At 61.2% G+C, this 17,179-nt stretch carries 13 protein-coding genes and 2 tRNA genes; 9 read left to right on the forward strand and 6 right to left on the reverse strand.

All coding sequences use genetic code 11. The annotated features are described in order from the left end of the window. Positions 1-267: 267 nt before the first annotated feature. Positions 268-1,431: a cysteine desulfurase family protein gene (locus AC1DWF_RS22135; RefSeq protein ID WP_476842058.1), complete on the reverse strand. Its 1,164-nt coding sequence runs from the start codon at positions 1,429-1,431 to the stop codon at positions 268-270. Between the two features lie 218 nt (positions 1,432-1,649). Here AC1DWF_RS22135 and AC1DWF_RS22140 point away from each other — a divergent pair, with 218 nt between their 5' ends. Both AC1DWF_RS22140 and AC1DWF_RS22145 read left to right on the forward strand, forming a co-directional pair. Then, positions 1,650-2,324: an alpha/beta hydrolase gene (locus tag AC1DWF_RS22140; RefSeq protein ID WP_476842059.1), complete on the forward strand. Its 675-nt coding sequence runs from the start codon at positions 1,650-1,652 to the stop codon at positions 2,322-2,324. 14 nt (positions 2,325-2,338) lie between these two features. Further along, on the forward strand, positions 2,339-2,989 hold the full coding sequence (locus tag AC1DWF_RS22145) for an FMN-binding negative transcriptional regulator (protein WP_476787400.1): 651 nt from the start codon (positions 2,339-2,341) through the stop codon (positions 2,987-2,989). Positions 2,990-3,020: 31 nt separating this feature from the next. Here AC1DWF_RS22145 and AC1DWF_RS22150 read toward each other — a convergent pair whose 3' ends face one another. The 3 genes from AC1DWF_RS22150 to AC1DWF_RS22160 all read right to left on the reverse strand — a co-directional run bounded on the left by AC1DWF_RS22150 (position 3,021) and on the right by AC1DWF_RS22160 (position 6,736). Next, positions 3,021-3,935 (reverse strand): hypothetical protein, encoded by a 915-nt coding sequence (locus tag AC1DWF_RS22150; RefSeq protein ID WP_476788112.1) that lies wholly within the window; start codon positions 3,933-3,935, stop codon positions 3,021-3,023. Positions 3,936-4,157: 222 nt separating this feature from the next. After that, positions 4,158-5,516: an esterase-like activity of phytase family protein gene (locus tag AC1DWF_RS22155; protein ID WP_476842060.1), complete on the reverse strand. Its 1,359-nt coding sequence runs from the start codon at positions 5,514-5,516 to the stop codon at positions 4,158-4,160. 95 nt (positions 5,517-5,611) lie between these two features. Next, positions 5,612-6,736 (reverse strand): anhydro-N-acetylmuramic acid kinase, encoded by a 1,125-nt coding sequence (locus tag AC1DWF_RS22160; protein ID WP_476842061.1) that lies wholly within the window; start codon positions 6,734-6,736, stop codon positions 5,612-5,614. 105 nt (positions 6,737-6,841) lie between these two features. Between AC1DWF_RS22160 and tyrS the strand changes: the two genes are divergently transcribed. Next, complete coding sequence (tyrS, locus tag AC1DWF_RS22165) at positions 6,842-8,095, forward strand: tyrosine--tRNA ligase (protein WP_476785186.1); 1,254 nt, start codon at positions 6,842-6,844, stop codon at positions 8,093-8,095. A gap of 112 nt (positions 8,096-8,207) precedes the next feature. Next, the gene (gene hisC / locus AC1DWF_RS22170; protein WP_476785187.1) at positions 8,208-9,284 is read left to right on the forward strand and encodes a histidinol-phosphate transaminase; all 1,077 of its coding nucleotides are present in this window, start codon (positions 8,208-8,210) and stop codon (positions 9,282-9,284) included. A 53-nt stretch (positions 9,285-9,337) separates the two neighbouring features. Here the strand turns inward: hisC and AC1DWF_RS22175 are convergent, their stop codons facing one another. Next, complete coding sequence (locus AC1DWF_RS22175) at positions 9,338-12,742, reverse strand: hypothetical protein (RefSeq protein ID WP_476788114.1); 3,405 nt, start codon at positions 12,740-12,742, stop codon at positions 9,338-9,340. A gap of 103 nt (positions 12,743-12,845) precedes the next feature. On the opposite strand from AC1DWF_RS22175, the gene AC1DWF_RS22180 reads away from it, so the two are divergent. From AC1DWF_RS22180 to AC1DWF_RS22190, 3 genes are all read left to right on the forward strand, one after another. Then, the gene (locus AC1DWF_RS22180) at positions 12,846-13,313 is read left to right on the forward strand and encodes a peroxiredoxin (protein WP_476783993.1); all 468 of its coding nucleotides are present in this window, start codon (positions 12,846-12,848) and stop codon (positions 13,311-13,313) included. A gap of 46 nt (positions 13,314-13,359) precedes the next feature. Beyond that, on the forward strand, positions 13,360-13,620 hold the full coding sequence (locus tag AC1DWF_RS22185; RefSeq protein WP_476788115.1) for a hypothetical protein: 261 nt from the start codon (positions 13,360-13,362) through the stop codon (positions 13,618-13,620). Positions 13,621-13,716: 96 nt separating this feature from the next. Continuing rightward, complete coding sequence (locus AC1DWF_RS22190; protein ID WP_476783994.1) at positions 13,717-14,991, forward strand: M23 family metallopeptidase; 1,275 nt, start codon at positions 13,717-13,719, stop codon at positions 14,989-14,991. A gap of 347 nt (positions 14,992-15,338) precedes the next feature. Here AC1DWF_RS22190 and AC1DWF_RS22195 read toward each other — a convergent pair. After that, a tRNA-Asp gene (locus AC1DWF_RS22195) sits at positions 15,339-15,415 on the reverse strand. Between the two features lie 213 nt (positions 15,416-15,628). Here AC1DWF_RS22195 and AC1DWF_RS22200 point away from each other — a divergent pair. Then, a tRNA-Val gene (locus tag AC1DWF_RS22200) sits at positions 15,629-15,704 on the forward strand. A 303-nt stretch (positions 15,705-16,007) separates the two neighbouring features. Next, the coding region (locus AC1DWF_RS22205) for a polysaccharide biosynthesis protein (RefSeq protein ID WP_476842062.1) at positions 16,008-17,179 on the forward strand (1,172 nt) is incomplete at its 3' end.

Below are 17,179 nucleotides of genomic sequence, written 5' to 3' on the forward strand. Positions count from 1 at the left end.
GGCCTTGTCCATCTCGATGAACGATTCGAAGCCGTATTTGTATTGGTCCACGTCGATCTTGCGGACCTGCTCGATCGTTTCCTGCACAGCAGGCATAGGCGTTCTCCATCCACGCCGGGGTCAAGGCCCGACAGTTTTCAAACTATGGCACCGCTGGTGCGGCGTAAGTTCCATATAGTGCATTCTTTCCGGAAATTCACCCGGAAGGCCGCCTCGCAGCGCCCTGACACACCCGTTCACTGGCCCTTGGGCCAAATTTCCCGCCTATCAGGCGGCTTTCGTACGGTCCGTGCGCCGCGCCAGAAGCGCTGCGAGAGCCGTTTCGAATTTTTCAATGTCCGCCTCGGACGTCTGCCGGCCGATCGAGACCCGCAACGCACCGAGATTGTCGGCAAAGCCCATCGCCTTCAGCACATGGCTGGGACCGACCTTGCCCGACGAACACGCGGAACCGGCGGAGAGCGCGACGCCACCCAGATCGAAGGCGATCTGCGCCGTCTCAGCCTTGATGCCCGGAATAGCGAAGAATGTCGTATTGGCAAGCCGCTCGGTGCCCTTTCCGAAGATTTCCGCATCGGAAACAAGCCGCGTGATCGTCTCTTCGATGCGATCACGCATGGCGTGCACCTTGTCGATTTCGGCCAGCCCTGCCAGAGCGTCTCGTGCAGCCGCGCCAAATCCAGCGATAGCTGGCAGGTTTTCGGTGCCGCCGCGATGGCCTTTCTCTTGCCCGCCGCCTGACACCAGAGGTGCCGGCATCATCAGATCGGCTTGGGCGACGATTGCGCCAGCGCCCTTAGGCCCACCGATCTTGTGCGAGGATAGAATCAGGTAATCCGCATAAGCCTCTGACATATCGAGAGGAACGCGCCCTGCTGCCTGGACGGCATCTGCGACCAGAACCCCACCCGCCGCCTTCACCAGCCTGGCGATATCGCGGAATGGCTGAATGACACCGGTCTCGTTGTTGGYGGAATGGATCGCCACGAGCGGCAAGCCTTCCGACTTATCGTGGGCAGCGAGCGCGGCCTCCAAAGCAGGGAGGTCTACGACACCGTTGCTGTCGACGCCAAGACGCGTGACGCGATCGGCAGGGAAACGTCCGCCGTTCAGCACGCAAGGATGATCGGCTTCGGTGACGTAGAGACGCGACATGCGCACAGCCCCCCGGCCCATGCGCCAATCAGGCGAAAGCAGCGTGGTCGCAGCCTCGGTGGCGCCTGAGGTGAACACCACATGCTCTGCTTTGGCGCCGACAAGGGCGGCGACATCGCGCCTGGCATCCTCGATGATCTTGCGGGCAGCCCTGCCCTCATTGTGCACGGACGAYGGATTGGCCACCACATCGAGCGCCGCAACCACAGCAGCACGCGCTGCGGGCAGCAGCGGCGCACTGGCATTGTGGTCAAGATAGGCGCGTGGTCCGGCCATTTCGGTTCAATCTGCCCTGTCAAATCACGTTTGGGTGTAGGGACGCGCAATTTCCTTGAAATTCCAAGGCGAGCCGTCCTATCTACCCGCTTTGCCAAACGAGCGGTTTCGCCGCCCAGTTTTGAACAGTTCTAAACTAGCTTCTATGAAGACGCGTCGCTCGCGTCAAGGCTGGCCACAGGATTGTTTGATCGGCTTTGCGTCAAGTGGAGTATTCTATGCCAGAGGTCATTTTCACCGGTCCGGCGGGTCGCCTGGAAGGTCGTTATCAGCCGTCCAAGGAAAAGAACGCGCCGATCGCCATCATACTGCACCCTCACCCGCAGTTTGGCGGCACGATGAACAACAAGATCGTGTACGACCTCTTTTACATGTTCCAGAAGCGCGACTTCACCACGCTGCGCTTCAATTTCCGCGGCATCGGCYGCAGCCAGGGCGAGTTCGACCACGGTACCGGCGAATTGTCGGACGCGGCAGCGGCACTCGACTGGGTGCAGTCGCTGCATCCCGATTCCAAGAGCTGCTGGGTTGCGGGTTATTCCTTCGGGTCATGGATCGGCATGCAGCTTTTGATGCGCCGCCCCGAAATCGAAGGCTTCATTTCGGTGGCACCGCAGCCCAACACCTATGACTTCTCGTTCCTGGCGCCCTGCCCGTCGTCAGGCCTGATCATCCATGGCGATGCCGACAAGGTGGCGCCGCCCAAGGACGTGCAGGGCCTGGTCGACAAGCTGCACACGCAAAAGGGCATCACCATCACCCAAAAGACGCTTGCCGGTGCCAACCACTTCTTCGGCAACGATCCGGAGCTGGTGATCGAAGAATGCGCCGATTATCTCGACCGGCGCCTTGCCGGCGAGCTGTCGGACCCGCGTCCCAAGCGCCTGCGCTAAGAGGAGTTCGGCGCATGTACCAGCCTCCGCTGTTTCGCGAGACACGGACGGAGGTTTTGCACGCGCTGATCCGCAACCATCCGCTCGGCCTTCTGATCTGCAACGGATCGGAAGGCCCGGTGGCCAATCTGCTGCCTTTTCTTCTGGATGCCGAAATTGGGCCTAACGGCAGGCTGCGCGCCCATCTGGCGCGGGCCAATCCGCAATGGCGGCTGTTGGCCGATACGCCCGACATGCCGGTGCTGGTGGTTTTCCAGGGCGCCGACCATTACATCACCCCGTCCTGGTACGAGACCAAGCGCGAGACCGGCAAGGTCGTTCCAACCTGGAACTATGCAACCGTGCAGGTGCGCGGCACGGCACGGGTGATCGATGACAAGGACTGGCTTGCCGGACAGATCGCCGAGCTCACCGCCAGCCAGGAAGCACGGCGGACGGAGCCATGGCAGGTGACCGACGCGCCGGACGCTTACATCCAGGCTCAGATCAAGGGCATAATCGGCCTTGAAATCGACATCACCAACATCGACGGCAAGTGGAAGGTCAGCCAGAACCGGCCAGTTGGCGATCGCATCGGGGTTGCCGAAGGCATCGAGGCCGACCAGCAAACTGCTGACGACATGGCGCAGCTGGTCCGGCAGTATGGCGGCCTGACGGGCGAATAGCCCAAACCTCTTAGGTCAGCGTAGCGGCGGCTCAAGCCATGGCCGCAACCTGCCCCATGCGCCTCTTTTCATAAGTCTTGTACGCCAAGACCAATGAGAAGAAGAAAACGGATACGACAGCGGCACCGACCGGCAATTGCGGCACGAACTCCGCCGGAAAGACAAATGGCAGGAACGGAAATGCATAGGCTGCCGGAATGCGCGCCTTGAACAGATGCAGCAAGCCATAGATCAGCGCCAGATCGATGGCGGCGATGAGCAGCCAGTTTTCTAGGGTAAGAAACAGCACCGTGCCGATCAGCGCCGACAAGGTGAGCACGGCCGTCTGCTTGAGCGCCATCTTGCGCATATACATCGGCATCTGCAGGGATTCGTACACGACAACGGTGATCGGCGGAATGATGGCCATGTGCGGATAGCCAGCCAGCACGACGATGCCGATCCACGCGAGATGCATCACCAGATAGACCAGCATGTATTTGTATTTGACCGGCGCTTCTCGCGGAACACCCCGGTTGAGCTTGAACAGCACGACACCCAGCATCAATGCGAAGGTGGTGACGAAGATGGCGATCAGGAAGGAATAGTGCGTCGCGTTGGTAACGATAGGCAGGAATCCGGTCGCAAGCGCGGGTGCCAGATTGGTGCGAATAGCGCGCATGGCAACCAGCATCAGGCATAACACCAGCAGGATCTTCACGACGAAGGACTGATCCAGAAGGTTGACAGCAAAGCCGATGGTAGCCGTGATGGACGGCACGAGGAAGATCTTTTCGGGCTGCCTGAGCCACCCCTTCTCCCGCCAGGCCCACAGCGCCACCGCCATGGCCGCGATTTCCGGCAGCACGATCTCGGAATCGCCGAAAAAGACTGCCGCAAACACCATCAGCAATATGAAACCGAACGCTGCCGCATAGGCGGCCAGCGGACTTGTATCGGCAATCATGGGAGCATGCTTCAGTCACTTCCAGCGCGTTGGTAATTACTCGCTTTCGCAAGGCAGATTCGCGCTATACGACCTCCACTGACTGGAAGGTCAAAGGCGCTTTTTGTCGCTACCCGGATGAAACGACTACATCCCCATGGAAAAAAGGCTCCTGCCAAGCAGGAGCCTTTCTTCTCGCTTCGATCGCGGACGGCTAGCAGCGGCCCGCTGCTTGCAGATTCCTTATTTCGCCTTCAGGAGATCGCCGACTTCGAGCAGCACGAACTCGTTGTCATCGGCCTTGTCGATGGCGCGGCCGGCCGAGAACGGCAGGTTGTTGTCGTTGCCGACGATGATATGGCTGTCGTCGACGAGATCAACATTCTCGATGGTGACGAAGGGCATGTCGTAAAAACCCTCGCCGCCGCCCCGGCGCTTCTTGTTGTCGGGATCGGCGATCTTCATGAGGTCGATGTAGCCGACCTTGCGCACAGCCTTGCCGGCGTTTTCGTCTGTCATCTCGATCTTGTAGATGCGCTTGAGCTTGGCGGGCTTGGCGAAACAATCGGGCTTGGGATCATTGGCATCAGCGCAGGCCTGGTCGGCAGTTCCGGCACCATTGTCGCGCTCGATGACCAGCGCTTCGGTTTCGCTGATCATGTTGAAATCGCCAATGGCCTCGCCGCCGTCGGCCAGCGGGTAAAGCCAGCTGCGGCCGGTCCATTCCTTCTTGGCCGCGTCGAATTCGATGACGCGAAGCGCGGTCTTGCCATCAACTTTCTCGACTGCACCGTCAGCCATGTAGCGCGGACCTTCGAGCAGGCCGTAGAGCTTGGCGCCGTCCTTCGACATCGCCAGGCCTTCATAGCCGCCCGAACGCTTGAGGTTGAAGGCCGGGTTCTTGGCGGTCGGGTTGCCCGGAAGCATCAGCGTCGGATGGTCGGGCGAAAGTACCGGCTCACCTTCGACGGTCGTCGCAAAGACGTCGGTCAGCTTGCCGTCGAGGTCGAATTTGAGCAGATAGGGCCCGAACTCCTCGCCAACCCAGAAGCCGTCTGCCACCGGCTGGATCGATTCGACGTCGAAATCAGCGCCAGTGAGAAAGCGCGTGTCGGAACCTTCGAGCACGATGGGGAACGGCGCCTTGCGCTCAGGATCGCTGAGGAAAACCGTCTTCTTGCGGTCGACCGTGCCCTTGTCCCAGTCGAACGACAGGTGGTGCAGCATCAGGGCGGCGTCGGAAGAGTTCAGCTTCGCACCGAAACCGTTGTCGGAGAGCGACCAGAAGGTACCGTCGCCCATCGACTTGATGCCGGAGAAGCCCTGTACGGGCTGGCCATCGAACGGCAGCGAAAGTCCGGTCGGACGAACGCCATCCTTGCCCGGAACGGTGCCGAGACCTTCGGCGCGCTTGCGGTCGGGGGTCGTGAACTTGCCCGACGTGCGCAGATGTTCCGGCGCATTTTCGGGCGCTGCAACGATGGTGTTTGCCGGCAGGATCGCGTGGCCGGTGAGCGTTKCCTTGAATTCCGTCTCGTCCGCGAAGGCGGAAGCGGTGGATAGCGCGAGAACGGCCGCAGCCAGATAGAGAGAGCGTCGCATGGTGGACCCCGATTGGTTGAAGGAACGCCCTCCAGCTAGGTCCACGCCATGTCGGGCGGGTGACACGAAGATGAAACTTTGATGAAGTCCCCGGTTCAGGGTTCGGCGCGCAGGCCGCCGGTCACAGGCTCGCGGCAACCAGTGGTGGTCGGGAAGGTCAGCGGCAGGCGGAGCGCCGATCTGACCGCGAGATAAGCCCAGGCCTCGGCCTCGGTGGCGTCGCCGTTGAGGCCGGCATCTTCGGCAACGATCACTTGGGCTCCCGCCTTTTTTGCCCCTGTCTTGAGGTCGCCGACGATATGCGGGTTCTTGCGTCCGCCGCCACAGACGATCCAGAGTTTTGGCGGCTCAGGCAAATGCTCGACCGATTTCAGGATCGCTTCGGCCGAGACGCCGGCCAGCGTGCGGGCGCCGTCGGAAAGCTCCAGCCCTTCGGCCAAAGCGAGGGTGAAATCGTTGCGGTCGAGCGATTTGGGACCGGGTTTTCCAAAGAACGGATTGTCGAGGTAGCGCTCGACCACCTCGGTCACCACGCCGCCCTCGCTGGCAATGGCACCGCCGGCATCATAGGGCACGCCGCCCTCGCGGCTGACCCACTGGTCGATCAGCGTGTTGCCGGGACCGGTGTCGAAGGCAATGGGATCGCCCTTTTCAGGCACGTAGGTGACGTTGGAGATGCCGCCGACATTGATGAACACCGCAGGCTTCATTGCGGCGCATGGCTCAGGCAGCGAACGGGCGAGTGCTGCGTGATATGCCGGCACCAGCGGTGCGCCCTGCCCGCCATGAGCCATGTCGTTGGCGCGCATGTCGTAGACGACTGGCATGCCGGTCTCGCGGGCAAGCAAGGCGCCATCGCCAATCTGGACCRTTACGCCAAGATGCGGGCGATGTAGCACCGTCTGGCCGTGGAAGCCTATCAAATCGGGCTTTTGCCACTCGGCGGGCAAGCTGCGCAGGAAATCCTTTACCGCAGCGGCGTGGCGCAGCGTGATCTCGCGCTCCAGATCGGCGAGATCGCCCGGCCTGTCTTCGCGTCGGACAATCGACTTGGCCGTCTCCAGCGAAGCCTCGATGCGGCGGCGAAAAGTTGCGTCGTAGGCAACCGCTATGGACGGACCCAACGTGATCTCGTTGACCCCGTCGCTTCGCAGGATGGCGAGGTCGATGCCATCCATCGATGTTCCGCTCATCAGTCCGATCGAAGTCATAACCGCCATGAAGTCCGCCGTCCTTGTGATTCCGGGCCTTCAGATGCTAAAGCCCCAGCTTCGCCGATCCAATGCCGGATCGACCGAACCACACGTCCGCCAAGAGAAAGAACCATGTCCGGCTTCAAATCCGATTTCCTGCGCACCCTTTCCGAGCGCGGCTTCATCCACCAGACCTCCGATGATGCCGGCCTCGACGACCTCTTTTGCAAGGAAACCGTGTCGGCTTATATCGGCTTCGATCCGACGGCATCGAGCCTGCATGCCGGTGGCCTGATCCAGATCATGATGCTGTACTGGATGCAGAARACCGGCCATCGCCCCGTCCCGCTGATGGGCGGCGGCACCGGCATGGTCGGCGACCCGTCCTTCAAGGACGAGGCGCGCAAGCTGATGACGCCGGAAATTATCCAGTCCAACATCGACGGCATCAAGCAGGTGTTTTCCAACTACCTGACCTTCGGCGACGGCCCTCAGGATGCGATGATGGTCAACAACGCCGAGTGGCTCTTGCCGCTCAACTATCTCGAATTCCTGCGCGACGTCGGCCAGCATTTTTCGGTCAACCGCATGCTGAGCTTCGATTCCGTCAAGCAGCGGCTGGACCGCGAGCAGTCGCTGTCGTTCCTCGAATTCAACTACATGATCCTGCAGGCTTACGACTTCGTCGAGCTCAACAAGCGCTACGGCTTGCGCCTGCAAATGGGCGGCTCGGACCAGTGGGGCAACATCATCAACGGTATCGACCTTGGCCATCGCCTGGGCACGCCGCAGCTTTACGCGCTGACTTCGCCGCTGCTAACCACTTCGTCGGGTGCCAAGATGGGCAAGTCGATGAATGGCGCTGTCTGGCTCAATGCCGACATGCTGTCGCCCTATGACTTCTGGCAGTACTGGCGCAACACCGAGGATGCCGACGTCGAGCGCTTCCTCAAGCTCTACACGGCTATGCCGCTCGACGAGATCGCGCGCCTGGCTGCCCTTGGCGGATCGGAGATCAATGATGCCAAGAAGGTGTTGGCGACCGAAGTGACGGCCATGTTGCACGGTCGCACTGCCGCAGAGCAATCGGCGGAAACCGCGCGCAAAACCTTCGAGGAAGGCGCGCTGGCCGAGTCGCTGCCGACGGTCGAGATTGCCGGAGACGAGTTGAAAGCCGGTATCGGTCTTTTGTCGCTGGTGGTGCGTGCAGGCCTCGCAGCCTCGAACGGCGAAGCCCGCCGCCACGTTCAGGGCGGCGCCGTGCGGATCAACGACCAGTCGGTCAATGACGAGCGCCGTGCCGTCAGCACGGCTGATCTCACGCCGGAAGGCGTGATCAAGCTGTCGCTTGGCAAGAAGAAGCACATTCTGGTGCGCCCGGCCTGACCAAGGCCATCGCGCGAAGCTGGAAAGGCTGAACTGCGTCAAATGATGTGCGTCGGGTACTGCGCGTCTACGCAGGCCCCGCCGCACCGTCCCAAGAGTTTTGGACAGAGCAATGAGTCGTTTCTGGAGCCGCTTGACGCATGATTTGAAACCCTATGTGCCGGGCGAACAGCCCCGCATGGCGGAACTGGTCAAGCTCAACACCAACGAAAGTCCATTTGGCGCCTCCCCACGCGTGCTGGAAGCGGTTGGTGGCGAGGCGGCGGATACGCTGCGTCTCTATCCGGACCCGCAAGCCACCGAACTGCGGGCTGCGTTGGCCACCTATCACCAGGTGCGCCCCGAACAGGTGTTCGTCGGCAACGGCTCCGACGAAGTGCTGGCGCATGTCTTCGCCGCTCTTTTGAAGCATGATGCGCCGTTGCTGTTCCCTAACATCACCTACAGCTTCTACACTGTCTATTGCCGCCTTTTTGGCATCAACTACGAGGCCGTTCCGCTTGATCAGGCCATGCAAATCCGTGTTGCCGATTACCGGCGACCGGCCGGCGCGATCATCCTGCCCAATCCAAATGCGCCGACAGGGATTGCGCTGTCACTGGCCGATAACGCCACTTTGCTTGAGGAGCATCCTGACGCCCCAGTGGTGATCGACGAGGCCTATGTTGATTTCGGCGCCGAAACCGCGATTCCGCTGGTCGCCTCCCACCCGAACCTTCTGGTCGTACAAACAATGTCCAAGTCCAGGGCCCTGGCCGGGCTGCGGGTTGGCTATGCGATCGGCGACGCCGAGTTGATCGAGGCGCTCACCCGGGTGAAGAACAGCTTCAACTCCTATCCCCTTGGCCGGCCCGCCATAGCTGGCGCCATCGCTTCCCTTGAGGACGAAGACTATTTCCAGCAGTGCCGAACTCGCGTGATCGAGGGCCGAGAGCGGCTGAACCGTGGACTGGCCCGGCTCGGCTTTGAGGTGCTGCCGTCTTCCGCCAACTTCGTTTTCGCTCGTCATCCAGCCCACGAGGGCGCAGCACTGGCCGCCGCGCTGCGTCAACGAGCTGTCATCGTGCGCCATTTTCCAGCTCCCCGCATCTCTGACCATCTCAGGATAACCGTGGGCACTGATGAGCAAATCGACCGGCTCTTGTCGGCCCTCTCGGACATTTTGGGCAGCGAGGCCGCGCCTGCCTGATCGCACCTTCGCGGATCGTCTGGTTGGGCCTGGTTAGTCCCCATTGGCCAGACTCAATATTCGAAGATCGTCCGGAAAATGCCGGGCGCGATCACCGACAGCGGATTGACGTGCAGCTTGGGCGCATTGGCGTCGCCCGAGAGCTTGTAGGTGACGCCGATCAGGCCTCGGTCGCGTCCATTGCCCAAGATGACGCCGACCAGCGGCAGCTCGCCGAAGATGCGGTTGAGGCCATAGGCCGGCATGAAGGTGCCGGTCATGTTCATCTGGCCCTGCTGATCATAGAGCACGCCCTGGAAAGTGGTGCCGATCAACGGCCCGCGCAAAACGCCGTTTTCCAGTGCCAGGAATTTTTCGCGCTTGTCGATCTGGGCGAAGCCGCGTTCAAATCTTACCCTGGACACGTCAATGTCCTTGCGCACCGCCTGGTTGAGGCTGCGGTCGTCGCCAGCGGGCTTGCTGGAGACGATCGAGGCGAGCCGTGGTTCGTCGACCACAACGAAGTCGCGCACGTCGACCTGGCCCTTGAGCGGCCCGTCGCCCGTCGATTCCAGCGCAAGCGCCAGGCTACCGCCCTGCATGCGGGCATAGACATCGAGAAAGCGCAGGATGGCCCCGGCATCGGCGGAACGGACATCGAGACGCCGCCCACCGCCTTGCAGCGCGTTGCTGACGGTTATCAGTCCGCCGGAGCTCGCAGCCGCGTTGACTTTCAGGCTGCCGACCTTCGATCCGGCGCCTGAATATTCAAGAGTGACGTTGGACAGTTTTTCGCCGCTGAAACCGATCAGCGTTGCGACATTGGCGCTGACGGAGACCGAAGATCCACCCGTCGATTTGCCGGCCTTGTCGGTATCCGCCATGAATTGCTTGATCAGCGCACGGGCATCGAGCGAATTGCCATTAACCTGAACCGCATAACCCTTGCCCGACCGCTTGATCTTGACCGAGACGTCGTCGTCGCGATTCAACTTCACGTCGTTGAAATTGGCTGAAGACAGGTTCGTATCGGCGAGTGAAATGTCGCCCTTGATGCTGAAAGTCTTTCCGCTCAGGTTGAAATCGGACAAGGTCGAGCGCGCACCGTCGCGTTTCATCACGAACGAGACCGTGGCCGGAATGCCGGGGCCCTTGCTCCAGCCAACCCACGGAAGATCGAGGCGGGCCGCGGTCAGGTCGGCGACGATGTTGCGCTTGCCTTCGGCCAGTTGTTCGACGTCGACCTTGATGGTGCCCGACAACAAGTCGGACAGGCCGGGAAGCATTGCATTGCGCGTCTTGTCGTCGAGGACGAGTTGGACATTGCGCTGCTTGTCGATGCTTTCGTCGCGTAACGGCTCGACGATATCCAGCTCGGCAGGGACGCCATTGAGCTTACCGTTGGCCACGATGACAGCCTTTTCAGGGGTGACGGTGATCGTGCCTTTCGCCTCCGACAGTTGCTGGCCATCAAAAGGCTTGGCGACCGCCAGACCGTCATAGTCGAGCGCTACGGTCCAACCGAGCTTGTCAGTGTCGATGCCCTTGGTCAGGGGAATGTCCGCCTTGACGTTGCCAGTGACATCGCCCGTCAACTCCTCCGGCAGGATGCCGACATGGCGCATGGCGTTGATCGGCTCGTAGGAGGCGAGTTCGGCAACCGCGTCGGCGCTACCGGCGACATCGATGTCGAGCGCGCCGAGAACCGGCATGATGTTGGCCTTGACGACTTTGAGCGTGCCGTTGCTCGCCGCCACCGTGCGACCGCTGGGCATGAAAACGGTGCCTTGCGACAGTGAGACATCGACATCGTTGCCGTGGAACTCGACAATACCCTTGGCGTCGCGGATGGGCGGAATGCGGCCCGCCGTATCGAAGCGCGAGCCGTCGATCTCGAACCGGCCGAAGACCTCCTGCGACGTGAGCGGCACGCCGTTACCGAGCCGGTCCGGCTTGACATCAAACCTCACGTTGCCGTCGACGACGCGACCGCCATACAGGTTCTGCAACACCCAGAGCCGTGCATTCTTTGCCGAAAACCACGGCCACAGCTGCTTCACATGCGCCACCGACATGTTGTGGACGTTGAAAGCCACGAAGATACCAGGAGCCTTGCCGTCGACGAACTGCACCGACGCCTTGCCCAGCGCCTCTCCGCCCGGGCCGGACTTCACGCCGATCTGTTCGGCGGACAGCGTCTTGGTGACCACATCATAGGTTCCGGCGACGCGAGCAAGGAAGCTGAGCGCGGGCTCGGGCGACTCGCTGGGTGCCAGGCGCGACTCGCGGCTCATCAACTCGAAACGGTAGGCCGGATTGTCGCTTGCCACGCCAGTCGCCGGGCGCGGGCCGACAGCACCGCTGAAATCAAAGGTTGAGCGATCGGTGGTGACCAGGAGTTGGCGGACGTCGAGCTTGTTTTCCCCATCCGCAAGCCTGAGGTCGAGCATCACGTCGCCGACAAGCTGGCCGCGTTCTTTGAGATCGAGCGTCGACTTGCCGATCGACCCCTTGGCAATCAGCTCCGAACCACCGGCCCCGGTGCCCTCGCTGCCAGTGATGACAAGGGCGGCCGAACCGATGCGACTGGCCTTGGCCGCCGGGATATTGGTCATGCCGGCGAACGGATCGGTCATCGACACGGTGGCGTCGAGCGATGCAATACGGTCGGCACCTACTTCACGTTCGGCCGAGGCCGCAAGCTCGACATCGCGGCCGTCGACGTCGAAGTTGGCCCCTATCCGCAGCTTGCCCGATCGCGTCTTGGACAAAGACGACTGAACGACGCGAACGACCTTGACCTCGCCGCCCGAGGGCAGGACGAAATCGACATTGGACAGCGCGATCTCGCGCATGGCGTCGTACTGGACCGCATCGAAGCCGCGGTGAATGCCGCCGAACGTCTCGCTCAAAAGCTTCTGCGGATCGATCAGGCCATCTGGGCTGCGCAGCACCGCACTCCAGTCGGAGCCGCCAGTTCCGGGCATGGCATCAACGACGATGCTGGCGTCGGAAATCTTGGCGTCGCCGAGGCGCACTTCGCCTTTCAGCAATGGCAGCAGCCGAATGCCGAATCGCATCATTCCGGCTTCAGCCATGGCAGTGCCGTCGGCGCGCTTGAGCTTGACGTCGGGCACCTCGACAGCAATCAGCCGGAGGCCATCGAGTGTCAGCCGCGCCTGCCCCATGGAAACATCGACATCGACGCCGGCAAGGCCTTCGATGGCGTGCTCGGCCTCGCTGCGCAATCTGTCCTGGCCGATACCAGTATAACTCAGGGCCTCTATCGCGATGATTACCAGCAAGACCAGCGAGCCAATCACGGCGACAGCAGCAAGCGCGCAATGGCCCGCGCGCCGGCGCACCGACGTGCGTGGACGCGGCACTTCCTGGCCCGCAGCCGACGGCATGGCGCCGAGATCGGTGATCTCGTTGCGCCTGAACCGGATTTTCTCGTGCCGGGGCACTTCCTGATCCACGCGATGTCCCGTAGTCGTTTCGGCTGTGGACGAATCCAAGTCCGACATTATCTAACCTGATATCCTTGCAAGCTCACCTGTAACTTCCAACAAGGGCATCGATGTGTCTGAACTCGAGACTGGCCAACCCGCCCCGCAATTCGAACTGCCGCGCGACGGCGGGGGCATTCTGACGCTTTCCGACTTTGCCGGCAAACCGGTTGTCCTCTATTTCTATCCCAAGGACGATACGACCGGCTGCACTGCCCAGGCGATCGACTTCACCCGGCTCAAGCCTCAATTCGAAAAGGCTGGAGCGGCGGTCGTCGGCGTTTCGCCCGACAGCGCCAAGAAACACGACAAATTCAAGGCCAAGCATCAAATTGGCATCGATCTTGTAGCTGACGAAGAGCGAAAAGCGCTCGAGGCCTATGGCGTGTGGACCGAAAAATCGATGTATGGCCGCAAATATATGGGGGTCGAACGTTCGACCTTCCTGATTGGCGCCGACGGCAGAATCGCGCGGATCTGGCGCAAGGTGAAGGTCCCAGGCCATGCCGCAGAGGTGCTGGAGGCGGTAAAAGCCCTCTAGCAAAATCGCACATTGCGGAACCTATCCCCCTCTCCCGACGTTTCTAATGCGACGATCTCAACGGGAGAATGAAGATGTTCCGCAGCCTCATCCTTTGGATGATTGGTATTCCAATCCCAATCATCATCCTGCTTTGGCTTTTTCTGCGCTGACTGAAACGATTCACCAGCGCCATGATGTGACACCTACGGGCCAATTCTGCCGCAAATCTGACAGCACTCCAAGCGTACTTCATCAAATTTTTGGTAGACGAGAAAATCCTGCCGCGTATTTGCGTGGCGGGATTTCTTTTCTTAACGGCGACTGACAGCAACGCTTGACGCCGCGCCTGGGGCGCAAAGCTTTGTTAACCCTAATAATGTGTAATCGGATCGTCGCTGTCTCGTCATGAGAGTTCGGTCCGGTGAAAGCTGCAAATCAGGCTCCTGTTTTCGGCAGGCGCAAAGAACCCCATACCGTCATCATCGCGCGCGGCAACGAGATCCGGCATTTCACCGTGCGCCCCTGGGTCGCAGCCGCTGCAGGCTCCGCCCTTGCCGCTGTCGCTGTCGGCTATCTCCTGGCGACATCCTATCTTGTGCTGCGCGACGACCTGATCGGCGCATCAACGGCGCGCCAGGCGCGCATGCAGCACGCTTATGAAGACCGCATTTCCGCCCTTCGCGCGCAGGTCGACCGCATCACAAGCCGGCAGTTGCTCGACCAGCAATTGATGGAAACCAAGGTCACGGAACTTTTGGCGCGGCAGTCACAGCTGAGCCAACGCCACGGCAGGCTCGGGCCGATTCTCGATCGGGCTGCTTCAAATGCAGCCGCCCCCTCCGCCCCTGTCAAGGCTACCGACGAGCGCGCGGAACTTTTGGACAAGCCGATCGAGCAGACCGGCGCCCTGGCCTACGCCTCGGCGGATTCGGCAGCGGCGCGCCCGTTTTCGTTCTGGTCGACAAGATCGGCTGCAGCCGACAGCGAAAGCAGCGCTGACCGCGCCGACAAGCTGTTTGTGACCATCAACAAATCGCTGCGCAGCATCGAGGACGACCAGGTCCAGCGCATCGGCACGCTTGCCGACAACGCCTACCAGACAGCGGGCGCCATCACCGACGCGCTCGAAGATGCCGGACTGCCTGTTGCCGCCGATTTCGGCAAATCGGGCGTTGGCGGCCCACTGGTGCCACTCGACAATCCGATGGCGTTCGACAGCAAGGTCAAGGAACTCGACGAAGCGCTCGACACGCTCGACCGTCTCAAGAAGGAGGCGCGCAGGCTGCCGCTCGCCAATCCAGCGGCCGGCCGTTCGATCTCAAGCACGTTCGGCGTCCGCACCGATCCGCTGATCGGCTCGCCCGCACTGCATTCAGGCATGGATTTCCGCGCGCCCTACGGCTCGCCGGCGCGCGCCACCGCCGCCGGCATTGTCACCAAGGCCGGCTGGAACGGCGGTTATGGCCGTATGGTCGAGATCGAGCATGGCGGCGGCTTCACTACACGCTATGCGCATCTGAGCAAAGTTCTGGTGGCGCCCGACCAAAAGGTAATGGTCGGCGACGAAGTCGGCGAAGTAGGCACCAGCGGCCGTTCGACCGGCCCGCATCTGCACTATGAAGTGCGCCGCGACGGCGATGCCGTTGACCCCTTGCGCTTCATCAAGGCCGGCAAGAAGCTCGGGCATTACCTATAGGCCACCCTTCCGAAGCATGGATTCGGGAAGCGTCATCCACAGGCTCAAAGAGCTGTGATGCGCATTGTGTGCCCAAGGTGCAAAGCGCTGTCGCGAATCTACCTGAAAACCAGAATCACCAGACACGAGCGGTGCGCAAAATTGGCCCCTAACTGGGCGTCATGCACCGACACGAATCGCCACCGGCAGGTTTTTTCGCGCACGCGATTCGCGTCTCAGCGCTGCAGGAAACAGCAGCACCAACATGTTCGCAAAATGGAGGGGAAAGGCACCGGCCGGCGCCATGGGCGCTTCTGGACAACTTAATCTAGAGGTTCAGTCGGCAAGGGTTAAGCCCTTGGAAAGACTGGCGCGAGTGACGGGGCTCGAACCCGCGACCTCCGGCGTGACAGGCCGGCACTCTAACCGACTGAGCTACACCCGCGCTCTGGACGTTGGCGCTGGGCGCCGCGTCGTTGGCGGTGAATTACGGCGTTCGTGGGTAGGTGTCAAGCGACATCGGAAAGATAATCGACAATCTTCGTCGTCTATTTTTCGAAGCCCCCAGARCCAGGCTTTTGCACGCACTTACCTGCCCTCGCGGCATGCATTTGAACTTGCAGATCGAAGACGAACCGCTTATTGCTCCGCGCGGTTGGGGCGATTAGCTCAGTTGGTAGAGCGCTTCGTTTACACCGAAGATGTCGGCGGTTCGAGCCCGTCATCGCCCACCATCCCTTTCTCCCAGTGATCAGCCGCATCGCGGCTCCCCGCGGCCTTGCATTCGGGCACGTGCCAGCCGTCGACGAGATCGCTGCGAAAAGAGCGCAGTTGCGAGTTGCAGACCGCGCCGTTGAACCCGGCGCGGCTCGCAAGCCCGGTGGCACAGTACTTATGGATGTAGCTGCGGCGCTAACCAAGAGGCCGCCGTTTCGGCAAGTGAAATCGCGGATCGCCTCCGCTGTGAAATCGACAATCAGCAATCGGTATCTCTACGCAGTCGACCTGTCGCTGGCGGCCTTTGCGTTGATACGCAAATGTTCCTTACCGACGCCCGCGCGGCCGAAGCGCTCGCGATCCTCACTGCCGTGTTCGTAATCATTTGCGCTGTGACCTTTCCGGCTGCTGGCTTGTACAAGCGCAAATGGAAATATGCCTCGATTCCCGACTACGTCGTCCTTGTGCAGGCGATTCTGATTGCCTCGCTGGTGCTCATGACGTGCGTCTTCTTTTATTCGCACTTCGCCATCATCCCGCATTCCATCATCGCGATCGAGATCCTGGCTCTAGTGTCGTTGCTGGCGGCTGTTCGGCTTAGCTTCCGGCAGGAGGACTTCAGGACCCTTATCGCTGCCCTCCGTTGGGCGCCGGCGGAACTCAACCCGCGCATACCGGTGCTGCTTGTGGGCGCGGGCCACGAGGCCGACCTCTATCTGCGCGCGCTGCAGCGCGACTCCACATCGACGCACGAACCGGTTGGGTTTCTCAACAATTCGCCTGATGAGACCGGGTCGATCATGCGCGGCGTCGTAGTGCTGGGCTCGACAGATGAATTCGACGCTGTCGTGGCCGAACTTGACGGCCGGGGCCAGCGGCCTCGCCACCTCATCTTCACGGCACCGCTTTCTTCATTTGAAAGCGGCGAGGCGGAACGGTTGATCGCCTGCGCCGACCGGATGGGCATGGCCGTTTCACGGCTGAATCCAGCGACAGAATTGCGCAATCCCCGTGTTGCCACCGAGTTCGAACTGCGTCCAATTGAGCTCACGGACCTGCTGGAAAGGTCGCAGGCCGCGCTCGATGTCGCCGCCATGCAGCGTTTTATCGGTGGCCGTCGCGTCATGATCACAGGCGCTGGTGGCTCGATCGGCAGCGAATTGGCAAGGCAGGTGGCGGGGCTCGCGCCTTCGCGGCTGGTTCTTGTCGATAATAGCGAGTTCAACCTCTATTCGGTCGACCTGGACCTTGCGGAAAATTTCCCCGCCATAGAGCGCTCTGTGCATCTGTGCGATGTGCGCGACAGGCGTCGTGTCGAAGGCGTATTCGCCCAGCATAGACCGGAACTCATCTTCCATGCTGCGGCCCTCAAGCATGTGCCGATGGTCGAACTCAACCCGTGCGAAGGCGTGCTCACCAACGTCTTCGGCACGATGAACATMGCCGAGGCGGTGAAGCGCTGGGGCGCGCTCGGCATGGTGCAGATCTCCAC

The sequence above is a fragment of the Aminobacter sp. P4_D5 genome, assembly GCF_056401815.1.

Excerpts from the sequence above, each read along its gene's own strand:
- AC1DWF_RS22145 (WP_476787400.1), top strand. The coding sequence starts at position 2,339 with ATGTACCAGCCTCCGCTGTTTCGCGAGACACGGACGGAGGTTTTGCAC.
- AC1DWF_RS22150 (WP_476788112.1), bottom strand. The coding sequence starts at position 3,935 with ATGATTGCCGATACAAGTCCGCTGGCCGCCTATGCGGCAGCGTTCGGT.
- hisC (WP_476785187.1), top strand. The coding sequence starts at position 8,208 with ATGAGTCGTTTCTGGAGCCGCTTGACGCATGATTTGAAACCCTATGTG.
- AC1DWF_RS22185 (WP_476788115.1), top strand. The coding sequence starts at position 13,360 with ATGCGACGATCTCAACGGGAGAATGAAGATGTTCCGCAGCCTCATCCT.